This window comes from Nocardiopsis tropica, assembly GCF_042660575.1.
GTDB classification, from domain to species: domain Bacteria; phylum Actinomycetota; class Actinomycetes; order Streptosporangiales; family Streptosporangiaceae; genus Nocardiopsis; species Nocardiopsis tropica.
This window is the reverse complement of the sequence record NZ_JBHSUF010000010.1, coordinates 54,676-74,392: the sequence shown is the minus strand read 5'-3', so window position 1 is coordinate 74,392 and position 19,717 is coordinate 54,676. Positions and strand designations below refer to the sequence as shown.

General features: G+C 74.6%; 19 protein-coding genes and 1 pseudogene. 10 read left to right on the top strand and 10 right to left on the bottom strand.

The annotated features are described in order from the left end of the window. Positions 1 to 141: 141 nt before the first annotated feature. Positions 142 to 1,086: pseudogene (locus ACFQBR_RS17550) on the top strand (lysylphosphatidylglycerol synthase domain-containing protein); the annotation flags it as partial. Between the two features lie 148 nt (positions 1,087 to 1,234). Here the strand turns inward: ACFQBR_RS17550 and ACFQBR_RS17545 are convergent. The 3 genes from ACFQBR_RS17545 to ACFQBR_RS17535 form a co-directional block, all read right to left on the bottom strand. Beyond that, positions 1,235 to 2,362, bottom strand: a complete 1,128-nt coding sequence (locus ACFQBR_RS17545) for a glycosyltransferase family 4 protein (RefSeq protein ID WP_267948287.1) — start codon at positions 2,360 to 2,362, stop codon at positions 1,235 to 1,237. Continuing rightward, positions 2,359 to 3,291 carry a glycosyltransferase family 2 protein gene (locus ACFQBR_RS17540; protein WP_267948286.1) on the bottom strand — a complete coding sequence of 311 codons (933 nt, stop codon included), beginning with the start codon at positions 3,289 to 3,291 and terminating at the stop codon, positions 2,359 to 2,361. Before ACFQBR_RS17540 ends, ACFQBR_RS17545 begins: the two co-directional genes overlap by 4 nt. A gap of 64 nt (positions 3,292 to 3,355) precedes the next feature. Continuing rightward, positions 3,356 to 5,410, bottom strand: coding sequence for a hypothetical protein (locus ACFQBR_RS17535; protein WP_344186270.1), 2,055 nt, complete (start codon positions 5,408 to 5,410; stop codon positions 3,356 to 3,358). A gap of 246 nt (positions 5,411 to 5,656) precedes the next feature. Between ACFQBR_RS17535 and ACFQBR_RS17530 the strand changes: the two genes are divergently transcribed. Beyond that, the gene (locus ACFQBR_RS17530) at positions 5,657 to 6,469 is read left to right on the top strand and encodes a TIGR03089 family protein (protein WP_344186269.1); all 813 of its coding nucleotides are present in this window, start codon (positions 5,657 to 5,659) and stop codon (positions 6,467 to 6,469) included. 49 nt (positions 6,470 to 6,518) lie between these two features. Here the strand turns inward: ACFQBR_RS17530 and ACFQBR_RS17525 are convergent, their stop codons facing one another. The 3 genes from ACFQBR_RS17525 to ACFQBR_RS17515 all read right to left on the bottom strand — a co-directional run bounded on the left by ACFQBR_RS17525 (position 6,519) and on the right by ACFQBR_RS17515 (position 9,056). Beyond that, entirely contained in the window at positions 6,519 to 6,710 is a 192-nt protein-coding gene (locus ACFQBR_RS17525) for a hypothetical protein (protein ID WP_267948283.1), read from the bottom strand. Between the two features lie 256 nt (positions 6,711 to 6,966). Continuing rightward, complete coding sequence (locus ACFQBR_RS17520) at positions 6,967 to 8,181, bottom strand: amidohydrolase (RefSeq protein ID WP_267948282.1); 1,215 nt, start codon at positions 8,179 to 8,181, stop codon at positions 6,967 to 6,969. 56 nt (positions 8,182 to 8,237) lie between these two features. Further along, positions 8,238 to 9,056, bottom strand: a complete 819-nt coding sequence (locus ACFQBR_RS17515; protein WP_344180108.1) for a helix-turn-helix domain-containing protein — start codon at positions 9,054 to 9,056, stop codon at positions 8,238 to 8,240. A 192-nt stretch (positions 9,057 to 9,248) separates the two neighbouring features. Here ACFQBR_RS17515 and ACFQBR_RS17510 point away from each other — a divergent pair, with 192 nt between their 5' ends. After that, complete coding sequence (locus ACFQBR_RS17510; protein ID WP_267948280.1) at positions 9,249 to 9,677, top strand: PLD nuclease N-terminal domain-containing protein; 429 nt, start codon at positions 9,249 to 9,251, stop codon at positions 9,675 to 9,677. Between the two features lie 131 nt (positions 9,678 to 9,808). Further along, positions 9,809 to 10,495, top strand: a complete 687-nt coding sequence (locus ACFQBR_RS17505) for a peptidylprolyl isomerase (RefSeq protein ID WP_267948279.1) — start codon at positions 9,809 to 9,811, stop codon at positions 10,493 to 10,495. A gap of 139 nt (positions 10,496 to 10,634) precedes the next feature. On the opposite strand, the gene ACFQBR_RS17500 is transcribed toward ACFQBR_RS17505, so the two are convergent. Beyond that, positions 10,635 to 11,807 carry a cysteine desulfurase family protein gene (locus tag ACFQBR_RS17500; protein WP_267948278.1) on the bottom strand — a complete coding sequence of 391 codons (1,173 nt, stop codon included), beginning with the start codon at positions 11,805 to 11,807 and terminating at the stop codon, positions 10,635 to 10,637. Positions 11,808 to 11,968: 161 nt separating this feature from the next. On the opposite strand from ACFQBR_RS17500, the gene aroA reads away from it, so the two are divergent. Continuing rightward, the gene (gene aroA, locus ACFQBR_RS17495) at positions 11,969 to 13,297 is read left to right on the top strand and encodes a 3-phosphoshikimate 1-carboxyvinyltransferase (protein ID WP_344180110.1); all 1,329 of its coding nucleotides are present in this window, start codon (positions 11,969 to 11,971) and stop codon (positions 13,295 to 13,297) included. Continuing rightward, a complete protein-coding gene (gene rsgA / locus ACFQBR_RS17490; RefSeq protein ID WP_344180112.1) occupies positions 13,294 to 14,301 on the top strand; it encodes a ribosome small subunit-dependent GTPase A in 1,008 nt (335 codons plus the stop codon). Before aroA ends, rsgA begins: the two co-directional genes overlap by 4 nt. Before the next feature lie 69 nt (positions 14,302 to 14,370). Here the strand turns inward: rsgA and ACFQBR_RS17485 are convergent, their stop codons facing one another. Further along, entirely contained in the window at positions 14,371 to 14,757 is a 387-nt protein-coding gene (locus ACFQBR_RS17485; protein ID WP_344180114.1) for a winged helix-turn-helix transcriptional regulator, read from the bottom strand. Positions 14,758 to 14,854: 97 nt separating this feature from the next. Between ACFQBR_RS17485 and ACFQBR_RS17480 the strand changes: the two genes are divergently transcribed. Beyond that, complete coding sequence (locus ACFQBR_RS17480; protein ID WP_344180116.1) at positions 14,855 to 15,766, top strand: NAD(P)-dependent oxidoreductase; 912 nt, start codon at positions 14,855 to 14,857, stop codon at positions 15,764 to 15,766. Positions 15,767 to 15,818: 52 nt separating this feature from the next. On the opposite strand, the gene ACFQBR_RS17475 is transcribed toward ACFQBR_RS17480, so the two are convergent. Then, positions 15,819 to 16,109 (bottom strand): DUF2087 domain-containing protein, encoded by a 291-nt coding sequence (locus ACFQBR_RS17475; protein ID WP_344180118.1) that lies wholly within the window; start codon positions 16,107 to 16,109, stop codon positions 15,819 to 15,821. 14 nt (positions 16,110 to 16,123) lie between these two features. Then, a complete protein-coding gene (locus ACFQBR_RS17470) occupies positions 16,124 to 16,708 on the bottom strand; it encodes a TetR/AcrR family transcriptional regulator (protein WP_344180120.1) in 585 nt (194 codons plus the stop codon). Between the two features lie 161 nt (positions 16,709 to 16,869). Between ACFQBR_RS17470 and hisN the strand changes: the two genes are divergently transcribed. From hisN to ACFQBR_RS17455, 3 genes are all read left to right on the top strand, one after another. Further along, positions 16,870 to 17,676: a histidinol-phosphatase gene (gene hisN, locus ACFQBR_RS17465; RefSeq protein WP_344180122.1), complete on the top strand. Its 807-nt coding sequence runs from the start codon at positions 16,870 to 16,872 to the stop codon at positions 17,674 to 17,676. A gap of 83 nt (positions 17,677 to 17,759) precedes the next feature. After that, on the top strand, positions 17,760 to 18,263 hold the full coding sequence (locus tag ACFQBR_RS17460) for a hypothetical protein (protein WP_267950261.1): 504 nt from the start codon (positions 17,760 to 17,762) through the stop codon (positions 18,261 to 18,263). 192 nt (positions 18,264 to 18,455) lie between these two features. After that, positions 18,456 to 19,715, top strand: coding sequence for an ABC transporter permease (locus ACFQBR_RS17455; protein WP_344180124.1), 1,260 nt, complete (start codon positions 18,456 to 18,458; stop codon positions 19,713 to 19,715). The last annotated feature ends 2 nt before the right edge of the window (positions 19,716 to 19,717 follow it).

Genomic DNA, 19,717 nt, shown 5'->3' with positions numbered 1-19,717 from the left:
GACCCAGGGCGGGGCGGACCACCGGCGCGACCCAGGGCAGGGCGGACCACCGGTGCGACCCAGGGCAGGGCGGACCACCGGTGCGACCCAGGGCGGGGCGGAAGAGACATAGGGTCGGCAGGTGAGCGAAGGAGGAGTTGCGTGCTGAGTCGGCTGCGCGGCAACCCGTGGGTCCGGTTGGCGCTCTTCCTCGCGGTGTGCGCGTGCGCGGGCGCGGCCCTGCACGCGAACTGGGCGCAGGCCCGGGACGCCGCCGCCGAGCTCCCGCTGTGGGTGCTCCCGGCCGCGGTCCTCTCGGGCATGGCGGGACTGACCGCCCAGATGCTCGCCTGGAGGGCCCTGCTGGCCGGGCTCGGCTCACCGCTGCCGCGCCGGGTGGCGTCCCGCGTGATGTTCGTGGGCCAGCTCGGCAAGTACCTCCCTGGCTCGGTGTGGGCGTTCGTCGCCCAGGTCGAGCTGGCCCGTGACCGGGCCGTGCCGCGGTCCCGTGGCGCCGCCGCGACCCTGCTCGCCGTCGGCGTGACGGTCGCGGTGAGCCTGGCCGTCGCCGCGGTCGCCCTGCCCCTGTCGTCGGCGGAGGCCGCCCGGCGCTGGTGGTGGGCGCTGGCGCTGGCGCCGCTCCTGCTCGCCGCCCTGCACCCCCGCGTGGTCGGCCTGGGCATCCGGCTGGCCGCCCGCCCGTTCGCGCGCTTCCGGGAGGTGGCGGAGGCCGGTCCGCTCGGTCTCGGCGGGAGGGCGATGGCCTCGGCCGCGGGGTGGACCCTGGTGGCGTGGGTTCCCCTGGGGGCCCACGTGTGGTTGCTGACCTGGGCCGTCGGCGGCGACGCGGTGCGCTCTCTGGGCCCGGCCGTCGGCGCGTACGCGCTGGCCTGGACGCTGGGCCTGCTGGTCGTGTTCGCCCCCGCCGGGCTGGGCGTGCGCGAGGCGGTCCTGGTGGTGGCGCTGGCCCCGGTGGTGGACGCCGGGGCGGCCCTGGTGGTGGCGGTGCTGTCGCGGCTGGTGATGACCGCCGCGGACCTGGCCTGGGCGGGGCTGGCGGTCGTGTTGTCGCCCGCGCCGGAACCGGGCGCCGACGCGTCGCACGGCGGCCCCGCACGGGCGCGCCGAGCCCACCGGCCGCAGCCGCCGCCCGCGCAGGCGGCGGCCCCGCACGGGCGCGCCGAGCCCGGATCCGCGTCCTCGCCGACCGGGCGCGCCGAGCGCCGGAGCCCGCCCTCCCCCGGCGCCCCGCGCCTCAGGCCCCGAGCAGGCGCTCGGTGTAGGCACGCCAGTAGGGGTCGGCGTCCACCGGGCGGACCCCTGCGCGCAACCGCGCCGGCTCCCCCGGGGCGTAGAACTCGCCGAGCGCGCGGGCCAGGTCGGCCGCGTCGCCCGGCTCGCACAGCAGGCCGTCGACCCCCTCGCGCACGTGGTCGGCGAGCGTCCCGGCGCGGGTCGCCACGACCGGCAGCCCGTGCTCGTGGGCCAGCCACACGTTCTGGGTGGCGGTGGCGGTCCGGTAGGGCAGGACGACGGCGTCGGCGGAGCCGAACAGGCCGGGGAGGTCCTCCGCGGGCACGTACCCGTCGAGGAGCCGGACCCGGTCGGCGATCCCGAGCGCGGCGGCCCGGGCCTCCAGCTCGGCCGTCCCGCCCCAGAACTCCCCCGCGACGGTCAGCGTCACGTCCGGCGGCGCTCCCTCGGCCAGGGCGCGCAGCAGCAGGTCGACGCCCTTGTAGGGACGGACGATGCCGAGGAACAGCAGGTGCCTGCGCTCGCCGCCCGGGGGCACTCCGTCCGCGGCCGCGGCTCCCCCCGTCTCGGGCAGGTGCGGCGGCATCTCGGCGACCACGGGCACGGCTCGGCCCGGGCCGAGCAGGCCCTCGGCGAGGAGGGCCTGTCCGGGCGAGTGCGTGACCACGCCGTCGGTCCGGCGCAGCAGGGCGCGGACCAGGGACACGTCGACCGGCCGCCGCTCGTGCGGCAGCACGTTGTGGCACAGCGCCACCACCCTGGTGGCGCCGCGACGGGACCTCACCCCGGCGAGGATGCCGAGGTAGGCGGGCACCTGGACCGGCGAGAACACGGTGAGGACCACGAGGTCGGCCTCGCGCGCCAGCCGCCGCCCCGCCCGCCACCACCCGTCCGGCCGGTACCAGGCCAGGTCTCGGCGGGTGTCCGGGTACGGCTCCCCCTCGGGGTCGGCTATGGTCTGCCGCCCCGGGTACAGGGCGGCGGGGTACTGGGCGCGCCAGGACTCGATCGCCGTGGGGTGGCCGAGCGCGCTCAGCCGGTGGGCGAGCTCGGTGGTGTGCCTGGCCCCGCCGCCCTTGTACGGGTGGGCGGGTCCCACGAGCGCGACCCGGGCCGGAGCGCCGGTCACGGGTTCTCCCGGGAGCGCACGATCAGGTCGGCCAGCAGGGCGATCGCCGCGATGATCAGGCCCGTCATCAGGATCATGACGGTGTTGTTGGGGATGTACAGCGGGTTGCGCACCTGGTCGAACACGAACTTGGCCGTGCCGAGGCCCAGCAGCACCAGCGCGGGCGGCATGAGGACCTTGAGCGGGTTGAAGTACATGACCATGCGCAGCACCTGCAGGATGTACCGGTAGGCGTCGCTGACGAAGTGGAACTTGGACTTGCCCGCCCGCTTCGCGTACTCGATGGGCACGTACCTCACCGGGTGCTGGTTGGACAGGAACGCCAGTGTGATGGTGGTGACGCAGGAGAACCCGGGCGGCAGCAGCCTCAGGTAGGGGCGGGCGACGTCGCGCCGGAAGACGCGCAGCCCGGAGTTGAGGTCGGGGATGCGGGTGTTGGTGAGCCGCTCGGCGATCTTGCGGATCATCCACTTGGCGGGGACCCTCAGCGCCTTGTGCGAGCCCATCTCCTGGGTGCGGGCGCCCACGACCTGGTCCAGCTCGGGGTCGGCGTCGAGCATGGCGACGAGTTCGGGGATGCGCTCGTTGGGGTAGCTCATGTCCGCGTCGGTCCACACCACGAACTCGCCCCGCGCCCGCTGGCTGCCGAGCCGGCGCACGGTGCCGGATCCGCCGTTGTGCCCGAACGCGATGACGCGCATGTGCGGGTAGAGGCCCTGCACGTCGCGCAGTCGCTCCAGGGTGCGGTCGGTGGAGGCGTCGTCCACCGCGAGCAGCTCGTAGCCGTAGCCGGAGCCGTCCATGGCGGCACAGATCCGTTTGACCTCGTCGACGACGTGGTCTTCCTCGTTGTAGCAGGGCAGCACGATGGTGACCCGCACGGGCGGGGTCTCGGCGGGCCGGCGGATGTCGTCGCTCGTCTGACTCATGGGTTCTTCTCAGCGGGTGCGGGTGCGGGCGGGGGCGTTGTGGGACCGGTCCGCGGGGGCGGGGTCATCCCCCGGCGGGAAGCACGGTCACCCACACGCTCTCGTTGAAGGTCCAGTGGCCTGTCGGGGGTTCCATGAGGGTACTCGGATCCATCTGCGCCAGGACGTGGAACGGCCGCTCGACGTTCTCCGTGCTCCCGGTCAGGCCCTCCAGCACCTGCCAGTCCGAGGCGGCCAGGACCGCGTCGCGCCCGCGGCCGTGGATCTCGGCGACCACCCGGTCGAGGTCCTCCGGCGTCGGCTCGTCCATCGCCGCGGTGGGGACGCCGCAGACGTTCCGCAGGAGCGGCATGTAGTTCCCGGCCATGCCGGGGTCGACCACGACCACCGACGCGTCCTCCGGCAGCGACGCGCACAGCTCCTCGGTGGCCGCGACCGAGCCCACGTCCTGCCTGTACCCCATGATCCCGGCGGCCGAGGTGGCCGCGGCGGGGAGGAACACCGCCAGGGAGGCGCTCGCGGCGACCACGGCGGGGAGGACCTGGAAGGCCGCCCCGCGCCTCCCCGGGGCCCCGGCGACCGTGCAGCGGCGGGTGAGCCACGCCAGGAACCAGACCGCGAACAGGATGAACGCCGGGATGACCAGCACGATCAGCCGCCTGCTCGCCCAGGGGTGGTCGGGGGTGATGGCGGGGCGCAGGAGCGTGGTCGTGACGGTCCACACCAGCAGCATGGCGGGCAGCAGCCACTGGGGGTCCCGGCGCAGGACGAGGCGGCGCAGCACCAGCGCCACGCCGAGGGAGGCGAAGAGGACGGTGCCCAGGCCCACGTACCAGCCCACCCAGTACAGGCTCATGTCGTAGTAGGTGCGGCTGCCCTCGATGGGCCACAGCCCCTCCCGCTCCTGGACCGAGGCCACCCAGGCGTCGGTGAAGTCGCTGCCGTGGCCGTAGTCGGGCCAGAACAGGGGACGGATCGCGAACCCGACCATGGTGAGGAGGGCGAGCGCGGTCACCGCGTGGGGGAGCCAGCGGACGCGCTCCACGCGGGGGATCCCGAAGCGCCACAGGGCGGCCGTGGCCGCGGCCGTGACCGCGATGACCGCCGCGCTGATCAGCAGGAGGGGGTTGAGGGAGTCGGACAGGTACTCCAGATAGGGCAGGGACAGCCCGTACCCGGCGTACAGGCCCAGGCCGACGCCGAGCGCGAGCCCTCCGAGCAGGGGCAGCGCCTGCCCCCGCCGGGCCAGGAGCAGGAGGCCGATGAACCCGACCACGGGGAGCAGGTCGCGGATCGCGTCGATCCGCACCACCAGGGCGAGGCCGAACGCCAGCCCCGCCGCGGCGGCGAGGGTGTGGGAGGCCGACCAGCGGTCGGTGAGGGCGGTGCGGCGGACGAGCGCGTCGTAGGCCAGGACCATCCCGCCGATCAGGAGGATCTGGGTCAGGGGCTCGCTGTAGGTGAAGCGGCTCACCCACTGCTGGGGCAGGCACACGGCCAGCACGAGGGCGCCCAGGGGGGCCCAGCGCGCGCCGACCAGGCGCGCGGTGAGCCCGGCGAAGGCGAGCACGCCGAGCGCGCCGAGGAAGGGCGTGGTCACGAGCATCCCGTCGAGCCCGCCCAGCCAGTAGCCGATGGAGGTGACCAGCGGCGCGCCCGCCATGAACTGGGGCCAGATCGCCCCGTCCCGGTCGTAGTGGGCGAGGCTCTGGTAGCTGAGCGCCGGATCGTCGCCCGCGATGAGCTCGCGCTGCTGCGGGATGGGGAGGTGGCCGTTCTCCGCGATCCACACGGTGTACATGGCGTAGGAGGCGGGGTCGCGGCGGATGACCAGGGCCTCGGCGTGGTAGGCGACCTGCACGACGGCGAAGCCGACCGTGATCACCGCGACGAGCACGAGGGGCCACCAGGGGACGGCCTCGTCCTCGGGCGGGTCCGGGACGAACCGCGGCACGAGCACGCAGGCCGCGATCACGGCGGGCGTCCCCAGGACGGCCGCCGCCACAGGGGTGAAGGAGCCGAGGGCCAGGAGGGGGAAGGCCACCAGGAGCCAGGCCGACGCGGCGATCGCGGGGAGCGCGGTGACACGGGCGAGGAGCCGACCGGGGAGCAAGCGCATGGGGCAACTCTGGCAGTTCCCGGCGGGCTACGCACACCGTGCGGCGGTTCTCGTCGGACGTTCCGGTTCCGGGGGCCCCGCCGTGTCCGGGCGGAGCGGGACCCGGGCACGGCGGGCGGGGCCGGACGCGGGACGGTGTGCCGGGCGGGGCCGCTCCGGCCGGTGGCGGACCGGCCCCGGCGGTGGTGGGACCGGCGCCCTCGAACGCCGGGAAGGACGGAGGTCGGACGCCCTAGAGTGGCGGTCATGTCCGAAACTCCCGCGCAGCTGTGGCGCGCACTCGTCTCCGCCGACCCGTCCCGTCCGTTCGTGACCTCCTACGACTCCTCCGGCGGCCGTGTGGAGCTGTCCCGGGCCACGTTCGACAACTGGGTGTCCAAGACCTCGAACATGCTGGTGGACGGCCTGGGCGTGCAGCCGGGCGACCGGGTCGTGATCGCCCTCCCGGTGCACTGGCAGTCGCTGGCGTGGCTCCTCTCGTGCTGGTCGGTGGGCGCGGTGGCGGAGTTCGTCCCGGACGGCGGGGACGTCCCGGCGGGCGCGCAGGTCGCGGTCGCCGGCGCCGGACTCCTGGAGAGCGCGCTGGACAGCGGCGCCGACGAGGTCGTCGGCACCTCGCTGCACCCGCTGGGCCTGCCGCTGTCCGAGGTCCCGCCGATGGTGCTCGACTACTCCGTCGAGGTCCGGGGGTACGGCGACCGCTTCCCGGCCTACCCGGTCGACCCGGACGGCCCGGCGCTCCGGAGCGCCGGCGCACGCACGGGCGCGGACCTGGCGGCCGGGGCCCGGGAGCGGGCCGCGGCCTGGGGGCTGTCGGCCGACGACCGCCTGGGCCTGTTCCTGGAGCCGGACGCGCCGATGACGGCGCTGGGCGGGGGCGCGGAGCTCCTGCTCGCCCCGGTCGCGGCGGGCTCCCCGATCGTGGTGACCCCGGTGGACCCCGCGGCCCCGGCGAAGGTCGTCGAGCGGGCGGAGATGGAGAAGGTCACGGTGGTGGGGACCGCCGCCGGGACGGCGCCCCTCGACGGGATGCCCTTCCGGTCGGTCGGTCGGGTCTGAGACGGCCGGAGGCGCCCGGCGCGCCCCCCGGGATCCCCCCGGGCCCGCCTCAGACGGCCAGGGCGTGCGTCCCACCGCTCCCGTGGTCCGGCGGCTCCGGCCGCCGGGCGCGGTCGGCCCGGCGCCGCTCCGCCCGCTCCCGGCGGCTCGCCCCGCGCACGAGGCGCTCCCGGGCCGCCTCGCGCTCCCTCTCGGCCCGGTAGGCCGCGGCGGCCTCGGCTGCGGCGTCGTGGTGGTTCATGGGGCCTCCCTGGGGTCCGTGTGCCGGGAGTCCTCCTCCCGACAGGCTCCAGAGTCGGCCTGAGGCGGCCCCGTCCGCCATCGGGACATCACCCCGAATACGGCGCGGGCCCCGCCTCAGAGGCGGGCGCCACCGCGCACCGCGGCCTAAGAGGGCCTCAGGGCCCGGGGCTCCGGAACCCTCCCGGCGCTCCGCGGGCGGCACGGGCCGCGGCCCCGGTCGGCCCTCGCCGCACCCGGGACCGCGCCCCTGCGTCCTAGTCCTCCCGGTAGAAGGCGTCCAGGGCCGAGCCCGAACGCTTCTCCTCGTCGTAGGTGTAGACCTCGCGCCCCTCCACGAACACCCTCAGGGCCCGGCTCATCACGTCGAGCGGGTCGCCGGACCAGACGACCACGTCGCCGTCCAGCCCCGGCTTGAGCGAGCCGACGCGGTCGGAGATGCCCATGATCTCGGCCGGGTTGACCGTGAGGGCGCGGATCGCGGACTCGGGCGCCATGCCCTCCTTCACGCACAGGGTGGCCTGGTGGACGAGGAACTCGATCGGGACGACGGGGTGGTCGGTGGTCAGGGCGACCTTCACCCCCGCCCGGTCCAGGATGCCGGGGTTGGCCAGCGTCTTGTTCTTGACCTCGACCTTGGAGCGGCTGGTCATCAGGGGGCCGGTGATGACGGGGATGCCCCGTGCGGCGATCTCGTCGGCGAGGAGGTGGCCCTCCGTGCAGTGGTTGATGATGAGGCGGTAGCCGAACTCGTCCGCCAGGCGCATCGCCGTGTGGATGTCGTCGGCACGGTGCGTGTGCTGGCACCACGGGAGCTCGCGGTCCAGGACCCTGGTCAGCACCTCCAGGGTGTTGTCCCGGTCGAACGGGGTGCCCTCGCTCGCGGCGTGGTCGCGTTTGGCCTTGTAGTCCTGGGCCTTGGTGAAGGCGTCCCGGATGACCGCGGCCACGCCCTGGCGGGTGGAGGGGATCTGGTCCTTCTTGCCGTACACCCGCTTCGGGTTCTCGCCCAGGGCGCTCTTGACGCTGGCCGGCTGCTTGATCAGGCGGTCCTCCATGCTGCGGCCCCAGCACTTGACGGCCACGGTCTGCCCGCCGATGGGGTTGCCCGAGCCCGGCTTGACGACCGAGGAGGTGACTCCGCCGGACAGGGCGTCGACGAAGCCCCGGTCCGCGGGGTTGATGGCGTCGAGCGCGCGCATGCGGGCGCCGTTGGGGTCGGTCATCTCGTTGGTGTCGTCGCCGGCCCAGCCGACGCCCTCCTCGTCGATGCCGAGGTGGCCGTGGGCCTCGACGAAACCGGGGAGCACCCACTTGCCGGAGGCGTCGACGACGGTGGCGCCCTCCGGGACGGGGGTGTCCGCGTCCGCTCCGACCGCGGTGATCCTGCCGTCGGAGATGACGACGGTGCCGCCGTCGATGGGGTCGCCGTCCACGGGGACGACGTATCCGGATGTGATCGCGATATCCATGGCGGGCAACCTAGCCCATGACGGGACGTCGGCCCAAGGGCGGGAGCCCGCGCCCGTCAGCCGGCGGGCCAGCGGGCCGTCAGCAGCTCCGAGCGGGGCGTGAGTTCCACGGTGGCCTCCTCGATGGCCTCGCGGACCATCGCGCAGCGCCCCACCTGCTCGGACTCCGCGGTCAGGTCGCCGCCCTCGGCGGCGAACGCGTACACCATCGTGGGCCGGTCGGCGAACTCCATCATCCGGAACGCGCCGCCCAGGCCGGGATGGTGCGCGGTCTGCTCGGGGATCACGCCCACGGTGACGATGCCGGCCCCGATCAGGTCGGCGAGGAAGTCCCGCTGGGCGTTGAGGACCTCCGCGCCGCCCTGGGGGCGCTGGAGGACGGACTCGTTGAGCACGACCCGCAGCACGGGGCCGTCCGGGCCCGTCATCGCGGCCCGGTTGGCCATCTCCTCCTCCACCATCAGCTCCACCTCGTCCGGGGACAGGGCGGGGTGGCCGGGGCCGAGGACGGCGCGGGAGTACTCGCGCGTGCGCAGGAACACCGGGACGGCCATGGGCTGGTGCTCCCACAGGTCGGTCGCGTGCACGGCCAGCTCGCGCTCGTCGCCGAACTCGTTGGGGAAGGCCTCCGCCTGGAGGGTGATGGCCCATGCCTCGACCAGCTGGTGGTCGGTGCCGAGGACGTTGTCGACCCGCTCCACCAGCGAACGGGCCGGTCTGCAGTGGGCGTCCTCGACCTCCCGGAGCTTGTCGTCGGTCACGCCGACCGTGGCGGCGAGCTCGGCCCGCGAGAGCCCCCGGTCGGAGCGGGCGCGCAGGATCCGCGCGCCGAAGGGGAGCCACATCGCAGACGGCAACGCACTGTTCACACCCATGTCCCCTCCCGTCGCCTGGCGGGGCCGGCCTCGCATACCCTCGGGTCGACGCCCCGACCTCGTTCCCCGACCCTCTCTCGCGTCGGGGGCGCTGGTCAAGCGACCGTGCGGGTGCGGCGATCCGTGATAAGTCATCACAAGGACTGACAATGCCGCCCGCCGTTCGCGCGATCCCCCGATTGGAAACCCCCGTTGTCCCACCTCGCCCTCCTGCTGTTCGTCGTCGCCCTCGGCGTCTGGATCTACGCCCTGTTCGACGTTGTCGGCTCCGACGCCGGCGCGGTGCGGCTGCTGCCCAAACCCGCCTGGGCCGTCGTCGTTCTGCTCTTGCCCAAGATCGGGGCAATACTCTGGTTCGCCCTGGGCCGGCCCCGACGCGCCCCGTCGGCCGCGCCCGCCGGGCCGCCCCCGCCCTTCCCGGAGTACGACCACCCCCACCGGGCGCGCGCCGCGACCCCGGAGGAGGACGAGGAGTTCCTCCGCCGCTGCCGTGAGCGGGCCGACGCCCAGCGGCGGCGTGCCCGCGAGGCCCAGGAGGCGGCCGGGGGCGAGGAGGCCGGACGGGGTGACGGCGACGGCGGGGAGGGCCGCGACGGGGACGGTGATCCCCGCCCCTCCTGACCCGCACGCCCCCGGAGCCGCATCGTGGTCGAAGCATGACGGACCGTGCGATACCCCAAGACAGGGGTGCTCCACGGTGCGGAGTACGCTATGTGCCGCCCGACCGCGACACTCACCCCGGAAGTGAACCGATGAAGCCTTTCACCCTGTCGGCGACAGCCGTACTCGCCTGCACCGCGCTGCTCGCCACCACAGCCTGCGGCGGCGACGGGGCCCCGGCCGACCAGGGGGAGCCCGCCGGCGGGGACTCCGCGGCGCCCGAGCAGGAGCAGACCGGCAGCCCCGCCGAGGTGGACGTCACCGACGTCGAGGGCGCCACCCTGCACACCAGTGAGGGCGACATCGAGCTGGAGCTGTTCCCCGAGGACGCCCCGGTCACGGTGTCCAACTTCGTCGGCCTGGCCGAGGGCGAGGGCGTGCCCAACCCGGTGACGGGCGAGGCCGAGTTCTACGACGGCACCGTCTTCCACCGCGTCATCGCCGACTTCATGCTCCAGGGGGGCGACCCGCAGGGCACCGGCCAGGGCGGTCCCGGCTACACCTTCGAGGACGAGGTCGGGTCCGGCCGGGAGTTCTCCGAGCCCGGTGTCCTCGCCATGGCCAACCGGGGAGGGGGCACCAGCACGAACGGCTCCCAGTTCTTCATCACCGTCGCGGCGACCCCCCACCTGAACGGCCAGCACACCATCTTCGGCCGGGTCGCCGACGAGGAGTCCATGGAGATCGTGAACTCCATCTCCGTCACGGAGACCGACGCGAACGACCGCCCCACCCAGGACGTGGTCATCGAATCCGTCACCGTCAACCGCGCCGGCTAGCCGTACCGGCCCGGGAGGCCGGGTGCACGGGACCCGGCCGCCCCCGCTCCCCCTGCCGTCCCTCCCGGGCCGCCGGGGGCGCGGGGGCGGCGCGGAGCGGTCTGCGCGGCCCGGGACCGGCGCGGGTCCGGCCCGTGCCTCAGCGCCGGCGCTTGGCGCGGGCGGCCCGTGCCCGCTCGACGGCCGGGCCGATCGCCTCCACCAGGGCCCTCACGTCCTCGCGCGTGGAGGTGCGCCCCAGGGACAGCCGCAGGCTGCTCAGGGCGGTGTCGGGGTCCGCCCCCATCGCCAGGAGCACGTGGCTCGGCTGGGCGACGCCCGCGGAGCAGGCGGAGCCGGTGGAGCAGGAGATGCCCCGGGCGTCGAGGAGCATCAGCAGGGCGTCGCCCTCGCAGCCGGGGAACGACAGGTGGGAGATGCCGGGCAGCCGGCGCTCGCGGTCGCCGTTGACGACCACGTCCGGGACCACGGCGCGGACGCCCTCCTCCAGTTCGTCGCGCAGGCACTCGAGGTGCTTGGCGTGCTCCTCGCGTTCGGCGACGGCGCGGTCGACGGCCGTGGCCAGCCCCCTCAGCAGGGGTGTCGAGAGGGTCCCGGAACGGATGTCGCGCTCCTGGCCGCCGCCGTGGAGGACGGGGGTCGGGGCGGTGCCGCGGGCGATCAGCAGCGCCCCGGCGCCGACGGGGCCGCCGAGCTTGTGCCCGCTGACGGTGAGGGCGGTGACGCCGGCGGCGGCGAAGTCGACCGGCTCCGCCCCGACCGCCTGGACGGCGTCGGTGTGGAAGGGGATGCCGTACCGGGCGGCGACGGCGGCGAGCTCCTCGACGGGCTGGACCGTGCCGACCTCGTTGTTGGCCCACATGACGGAGACCAGCGCGACCGACCCGGGGTCCCGCTCGACGGCCTCGCGGAGGGTCTCCGGGTCGAGCCCGCCCAGGGCGTCCACGGGCAGCGCCTCGTGGACGGCGCCCTGGTGCTCGGCCATCCAGTGGGCCGGGTCGAGGGCGGCATGGTGTTCGACGGCGCTGGTGAGGATGCGCCGCCGGGCGGGGTCCTCGGCGTTGCGCGCCCAGTAGAGGCCCTTGACGGCGATGTTGTCGGACTCGGTCCCGCCTCCGGTGAAGACCACCTCGTGCGGGGTGGAGCCGAGCGCCCGGGCGATCCTCTCGCGGGACTCCTCGACGGTGCGGCGGGCGGCACGGCCGTGGCCGTGCAGGGACGAGGGGTTGCCGAGGGAGCCGAGCTCGGCCGCGATGTCGGCGACCACCTCGGGACGGACCTCGGTCGTGGCAGCGTGATCCAGATACACCATGGCGTCACCAAGGATACGTCCGTCCCGGGCCGCCCACGGCCCCGCGGGGCGGCTCCCCCGCCCCGGCCGAGCCGTGGAGGGGGCGTGCCGCCCGTCCCCGGCCGTCCACAGCCCCGCGGCCACAGCTCCCCGCCCTTTTCCGGTCCCGATAACCTTGGGTCATGCCCGACTCCATGTCCTCGCAGCCCGCCCAGACCGACACGACCCCCCGGACCGCCGCCGGCGACGGCGGCCCCCACTGGCCCGCGCCCGTGGCCGAGCGGCCGGTGCGCGCCCGGCTGGCCCTGCCCGGCTCCAAGTCGGTCACCAACCGCGCCCTGATCCTGGCGGCGCTGTCCGAGACGCCGTCGGTGGTGCGCCGGCCCCTGGCGAGCCGGGACAGCGAGCTGATGGTGGGCGCCCTGCGGGCGCTGGGCGTGGGGGTCTCGCAGGTCGGCGGCGACCTGGAGGTCACGCCCGCCGCGCTGCGCGGACCGGCCTCGGTCGACGTCGGCAACGCGGGCACGGTGATGCGGTTCGTGCCCCCTCTGGCGGCCCTGGCCTCGGGCGAGGTGCGCTTCGACGGGGACCCGCGCGCCCGCGAGCGGCCCGTGGGCGAGCTCCTCGGCGCCCTGCGGGCGCTGGGCGCCGACATCGACGACGGCGGCCGGGGGGCGCTGCCCATGACCATCCGCGGCACAGGCGGTGTGCGCGGTGGCGAGGTGGTCCTGGACGCGTCGGGCTCGTCCCAGTTCGTGTCGGCCCTGCTGTTGAGCGGGGCGCGCTTCGCCGAGGGCGTGCACGTACGCCACTCGGGACCGCCGGTGCCGTCCCGGCCGCACCTGGACATGACGGTGGAGATGCTGCGCGCCGCCGGGGTGTCCGTGTCGGTGGAGGAGAACTCCTGGAGGGTCGAGCCGGGACCCGTCCGGGTCTCCGACACCACGGTGGAACCGGACCTGTCCAACGCCGCGCCGTTCCTGGCCGCCGCGCTGGTCAGCGGGGGCGAGGTGACGGTCGAGGGGTGGCCCGTGCGCACGACCCAGCCCGGTGACGAGCTCCGTTCGCTGTTCACGCGGATGGGCGGGGAGGTGACCTGGTCCGAGGGCGGCCTGACCCTGCGCGGCACCGGGGAGGTCCGCGGCATCGAGGCCGACCTGCGCGACGTCGGCGAGCTCACCCCCACCGTCGCGGCGGTGGCCGCGCTCGCCTCCACGCCCTCCCGGCTGACCGGCATCGCGCACCTGCGCCGCCACGAGACCGACCGGATCGCCGCCCTGGCCGCCGAGGTCAACCGACTGGGCGGCGACGTCGAGGAACTGCCCGACGGCCTGGTCATCCGGCCGCGCCCCCTGCACGGCGGGGTGTTCCACTCCTACGACGACCACCGGATGGCCACGTCCGGCGCGGTGATCGGGCTCGCGGTGCCCGGGGTGGAGGTGGAGAACATCGCCACCACGCGCAAGACGCTGCCCGACTTCCCGGGCCTGTGGGCGGAGGCCCTGGCATGAGCCGCACGCGGGGCGGGGGACGCCACCTGGACGAGGACGACATCCGCGTGCGCGCCCGGGGCGGCTCCAAGCCCCGTACCCGCAACCGGCCCAAGCACGAGGGCGCCGTGGAGGGCATGGTCACCGCCGTCGACAGGGGCCGGTACCGGTGCCTGGTCGACGGCGTCCCCGTGGTCGCCATGAAGGCCCGCGAGCTGGGCCGGGGCTCCATCGTCGTCGGCGACCGCGTGGACGTGGTCGGCGACCTGTCCGGCCGGGCGGACACGCTGGCCCGGGTGGTGAGGGTCCGCGACCGCGGGTCGGTGCTGCGCCGCACCGCCGACGACACCGACCCGGTGGAGCGGGTGATCGTCGCCAACGCGGACCAGTTGGCCATCGTCTGCGCCCTCGCCGACCCGGCCCCGCAGCCGCGCTTCGTGGACCGCTGCCTGGTGGCCGCGTACGACGCCGGGCTCTCCCCCCTGCTCTGCCTGACCAAGGCCGACCTCGCCGCACCGGACGAGCTCGTGCGCGTGTACGAGCCCCTGGGGGTGCCCTTCGAGGTCCTCAGCCCCGAGGGCGGTCTGGAGGGGCTGCGGGAGCGCCTCTCCGGCCGGACCACGGTCCTGGTGGGCTCCTCCGGTGTGGGCAAGTCCACCCTGGTCAACCGGCTGGTTCCGGGCACCGACCGGGCGGTGGGCCACGTCAACGCGGTGACGGGGCGGGGCCGCCACACGTCCACGTCGGCCGCGGCCCTGCCCTTCGAGGGCGGCTGGCTGATCGACACCCCCGGCGTGCGCAGCTTCGGCCTGGCGCACATCTCCCCGGAGGACATCGTGGCGGGCTTCGCGGACCTGGCCGAGGCGGCCGAGGGCTGCCCGCCCGGGTGCGCGCACCAGCCCGACGCCGTCGACTGCGCGGTCGGCGCGGCGCTGGAGCGCGGCGAGCTCGACCCCGCCCGTGTGGCGTCCCTGCGCCGCCTGCTCGCGAGCCGCGAGGGGGACACCGACGAGCCGGAGGCCTGAGCCGGCCCGTTCGCGGCGGCGGTTCCCCGCGTTCCGGCCCCCGCGGCGGCCGCCCCCTCCGGAGTCCGGTCAGCCGCCGACCAGTCGGCGGGGGTCCCGGCCCCGGGCCCCCTCCCCTGGTTCAGGCGGAACGCCCTTGATGTTGGCGCGCCCCCAGTCGCCCAGCGGGGCGAGCGCGTCGTTCAGGGAGCGGCCGAGCGGGGTCAGGGAGTACTCGACCCGGGGCGGCACCTCGCCGAAGTCCTCGCGGTGCACGATGCCGTCGTCCTCCAGCTCCCTCAGGTGGGAGGCGAGAACCTTCTCGGTGACGCCGTCGAGCGCGCGGCGCAGCTCCCCGAAGCGGTGGGCCCGCTCTTCCAGGGCCCAGAGGATGAGCACCTTCCACTTGCCGCCGATCACGTCCATCGCCGCGTCGATACCGCAGTGGTAGGCGTCCGCCCCTCGTCTGGTGACCATCCCCGCACCCCTTCCGCCTGCACGCTTACCCCGGGGTGAGCACCCACTTCACAGTGCGTACTTGTCGGTCCCCACGCCGTGGACGAGCCTAGTCGACATGACGAAGACCACCGCGGGAACCTCCGCGACCACCACCGAACCACGTATCGCCCTGCTCGGACTCGGAGCCATGGGCACCGCCTTCGCCCGTGCCTGGCTCGCCGCCGGGTACCCGCTCACCGTGTGGAACCGCACGCCGTCCCGCGCCGAGCCCCTCGCCGCCGAGGGGGCCGAGGTCGCCGCCACCGCCGCGGAGGCGGCCGCCTCCGCCCGCCTCGTGGTGACCTGCCTGCTCGACGACGCCTCCGTGGGCGAGGCCCTGGAGGGCGCCGACCTCTCCGGCAAGGACCTGGTGGACGTCACGACGGGGACACCCGCCCAGGCCCGCGCCCGCGCGGAGTGGGCCCGGGAGCGCGGAGCCCGGTTCCTGAGCGGCGGCATCATGGCGATCCCGCCCATGGTGGGCGTCCCCGAGGCGGGCGGCTACGTGTTCTACAGCGGCCCGGCCGGGGTGTTCGAGGAACACCGGGCGGCCCTGGAGGTGCCCGTCGGCGCCCGCCACGCGGGGGAGGACGCCGGTCTGGCCTCCCTCCAGGACGTGGCCCTGCTCAGCGCGATGAACGGCATGTTCGCCGGGGTCGCGCACGCCTTCGCCCTGGTGCGCCACGAGGACGTGTCCCTGCGGGAGTTCGCGGTGCTCCTCTCCGACTGGCTCGCCTCGATGGCCCACGCGGGCGTCCCCGCCATGGCCGGGCACCTGGAGAGCGGCGACTACACCGAGGGCGTGGTCTCCAACCTCGCCATGCAGGTGGAGGGCAACGCGACCCTGCTGCGCACCGCGGAGGAGCAGGGGGTGAGCACCGAGCTCCTGACCCCGTACACGGACCTCATGGCGCGGCGGCTGGCCGACGGCCACCGGGAGGAGGACGGAACCGGGGTCATCGACCTCCTCGCGGTGCCCCGCCGCTGAGGACCCCGTCCCGTGACCGCGCGGCCGGGTGCCGGGGCGCCCGGTCGCGCGGTCAGAGGTCGACCGTGCCGCCGCACCGCCAGTACCGGGTGCGGCCGCACTCCATGAACCCCTCGTCGACCAGCCCCCTCCGGAGGGCGGACACGTCGGCGCTGAAGCCGCGCAGGACCGTGTTGACCTCGTCCCCGCTGTAGCGGACCCCCGGCTCGAAGGCGCGCGCGACCCGGTCGAGCAGGACCAGCCGGGCGGAGCGGCGGACGGGGATCGCGGTGATCCGCCCGTCCTTCATGCAGGAGCGCAGCACCTCCAGGCGCTCGTGCTCCGGCAGGGGTCCGTCCAGCACGCCACGGGCTCCTCTCAGCGGCCGACCAGCAGCATTCCGTGCACCACCGTCTCGACCCGGCGCGCCGCCTCGTCGGGGTCGATCGGCTGGAGGGCGTAGGAGACGGTGAGCCGCACGTTGACGTCGGCGACCGCGTCGGCCACGGACGGGTCCAGGTCCGGGAGCCGCCCGTTCAGCATGGCGGCGATCCGCTCCCCCAGGATGTCCAGCAGCGGGGCCGAGCGGGTGGTGAGCACCGGCAGGAGGTCGCGGTCCCCGGTCACGACGGCGTGCAGCAGGGGGCTGTCCCGGGCCGCCCCCAGCACCAGCCGGGTGGCCCGGCTGACCACGTGGGCGGGGTCCCCGTCCTCGGCGTCCAGCAGGAGCACCACGCGGTCCAGCAGTGCGTTGACCTCACGTACCACGATGGCCTGGAGCAGGCCCTCCTTGCTGCCGAACACGTTGTACAGGGTCTGCCGGGACACCCCGGCCGCCGTGGCGATGTCCGCCATGCGGCGCTCGGCCCAGCCGCCGGAGACGACCTCGGCGCAGGCGGCGTCCATCAGGCGCTCCCGCGCCGGGGCTCCCTCGGCCCGCGTCCGTCCGCTCACCGTGTCCATCCCCCCATCCTCCCACCCGCGGCGGTGCGCGCCCGTCCCCCGGAGGGCACGGCGGCGGCCGGAACGCCGGGTTTCGCCCCCGCGGGGCTCCGCTAACACTCTGATCACGCGCGTGTGCCGCTTTGGCCATGTTCGTGCCGGGGAGGGTAGCGTTACCGGCCATGGCGTCCTTTGACGATGATCTGCGGCTGGCCCACGTGCTCGCCGATGCTGCCGACGACCTCGCGCTCAAGCGCTTCCGAGCGCTCGACCTCGTCGTCGACACCAAACCCGACCTCACCCCGGTCACCGAGGCCGACCGGATGGTGGAGGAGACCCTCCGCGGCGTCCTCTCGCGCGCCCGGCCCCGGGACGCCGTGGTCGGTGAGGAGTACGGCCGCACGGGCAACAGCAACCGGGTGTGGGTCATCGACCCCATCGACGGCACCAAGAACTACGTGCGCGGGGTTCCCGTGTGGGCGACCATGATCGCCCTCCTGGAGGGCGACCGGCCGGTGGTGGGCGTGGTGTCCGCGCCCGCGCTGTACCGCCGCTGGTGGGCGTCCAAGGGCGCCGGAACGTGGCAGGGCCGCAGCCTGTCCAAGGCGACGCGCTGCCACGTGTCGAAGGTGCCGGACCTGGCGGACGCCTCCCTGAGCTTCTCGTCGCTGACCGGCTGGGAGGAGAAGGGCCGGCTCGAATCGTTCCTCGGACTGACCCGCTCGGTGTGGCGCACCCGCGCCTACGGCGACTTCTGGTCGCACGTGATGGTCGCCGAGGGCGTCGTGGACATCTCCGCCGAGCCGGAGCTCTCGCTGTGGGACGCGGCCCCGCTGCCGATCATCCTGGAGGAGGCGGGCGGCCGGGCCACCGACCTGCGGGGTGAGGGCTTCGAGGACGGCGGTCCCCTGGTGTGCACCAACGGTGCGATCCACGACCAGGTGCTGACCTGGCTGAACGGCGGACCCACACCGCTGCGCCGGAGCTGAGCCCCCTCCCCGCACCGCCCACCACAATCACATAATGCACTCACTCGAACACGTTCCGTAGTAACGTGCGTCGTGTGCTGACCATGAAAACCCTCGGGACGGCCCTGTGCGGGGCCGCCGTCCTGCTGGTCACCGCCTGCGGCGGCGGCCACGGGTACAGCCCCGAGGAGCTCAACGAGATGATCGCCGACGCCGTGCGCACCTCGGCCCGGGACGGCGTGGGCGGCCTGGGCGTGCCCGACACGTCCTTCGACCCGACGACGTACATGTGCGCCCCCGCGGTGGACGCCCCGGACGCGGGCTCCTGGCGGACCGAGGCGCCCCGCTCCCCGGCGGACCGCGGGGAGGCGGTCGAGCTGGGCGTCCTGGTGCCCGCGGACGCGGGGGCCTCCTCCCTGACCGCCTCCGTGATCGGGCCGGGCGGCGAGTCCTCCACGGCCGGGGCTGAGGCCGTGCCCGGGGAGTGGAGCCGCCTCCGCTACCCCGACGACTTCGGCGCGAGGGCCGAGAGCGGCGTCCACACCGTGGTCTGGTCCGACACGGAGTCGGGGACACCGCTCACCTGCGACGGCTTCGAGGTGGACTGACCCCGGGGCCGCGTTCTGAGGCCGCGGTTCCGGTCCTACCGAACGAAAAACCATGACAATCCGAAATTACCGCCGTTCGGGGTGAACCGAACCCGCCCTTCCCTGCGATGGCTCTGATGAAACCCCGCTGAACGCGGGCATCCCGGTGCCGCCGTCGCGGCGCCGGCCCACAGACACCACGGAAGGGGCCGAATGCTGCGTTCCCTCATGGCCGGGATCGTGCTGGCCTTCGCCGGTTCGCGGGCCAACGTGGCCAGGACCATCCTCTCCTGCACGGGCATCGTCGTCGGTGTGGGCGCTCTGGTCCTCGTGGTCAGCGCCAGCGACTTCGGCCAGCGGTTCGCCACCGCCTACAGCGAGGCCAACGCCGGCCGGCCGGCGACCCTCGAGGTCAGCGTGTTCGAGGAGACCATCACTGACCGCGCGGCCTTCGAGGAGGACCTCGTCCGTGCGGGCGGCCGGGACGTCTCGCTCTACCAGTCGCCCGTGGAACCGCCCTCGATCCGCTCGGGCGACACGGTGGTCACCGAGGCGAGCTTCACGGGGGTCGACCCGTCCCTGGGCGACATCCGGCGGATGAACATGCTGGAGGGCCGCTGGTTCACCGACGCCGACACCGGCTCCCTCGCCCCCGTGATGATCGTCAACGAGGAGCTGGCCGCCGCGATCGGCGACCTCGCCCAGGTCCAGGTCGGCACCGACCACTGGATGGACGTGCGCGTCATCGGCGTCCTGGAGAGCTCCGCGCTCGACTCCGGCTGGTACAGCGCGTACATCCTGCGCTCCCCCGCGTCCGAGGAACTGATCTTCGGCTCCGGCTCCTCCGATGAGGAGGAGTCGGAGGCCGAGGCGATGTACGCGATGGGCGTCCCCACCACGTACCAGGTGCGCATCGACCCGGAGGACCCCGCCGCGGACGACCCCTGGGGGGAGATCTTCACCGAGCGGCTCGGGTCGGCGTCGTGGCGCTGGGGCGTCGAGAACCGCGAGTCGCTCTCGTCCTACCGCTCGGACTACGCGGAGATGACGAACGAGGCCATCACCTACCTGTCGCTGGCCCTCATGGGCATCGCCGCCATCACCCTCACCACCGGCCTGCTCGGCGTGCTCAACGTCGGCCTGGTCACCGTGCGCGAGCGCCGCCGCGAGCTGGCCACCTACCGGGCCCTGGGCGCGAGCCGGTTCACCCTGTTCGTGGCCGTGGTCATGGAGTCGGTCGTCGTGTCGCTGGTCGCCGGGATCATCGCCATCGCCGGGTGCTGGGCGGTGCTGGCGGTCGGCGGGGCGGTCCTGGGCTCCTTCGTCCAGCTGCCGGACGACATCCCGCTGAACATCCCCCCGGCCGGGGTACTCGTCGGACTGGGCAGCGCCGCGCTGGTCGGGTTGCTGGCCGGGATCATCCCCGCGATGCGGGCGCTCGGCGCGTCCGTCGTCGCCGGACTCCGGGAATAGGA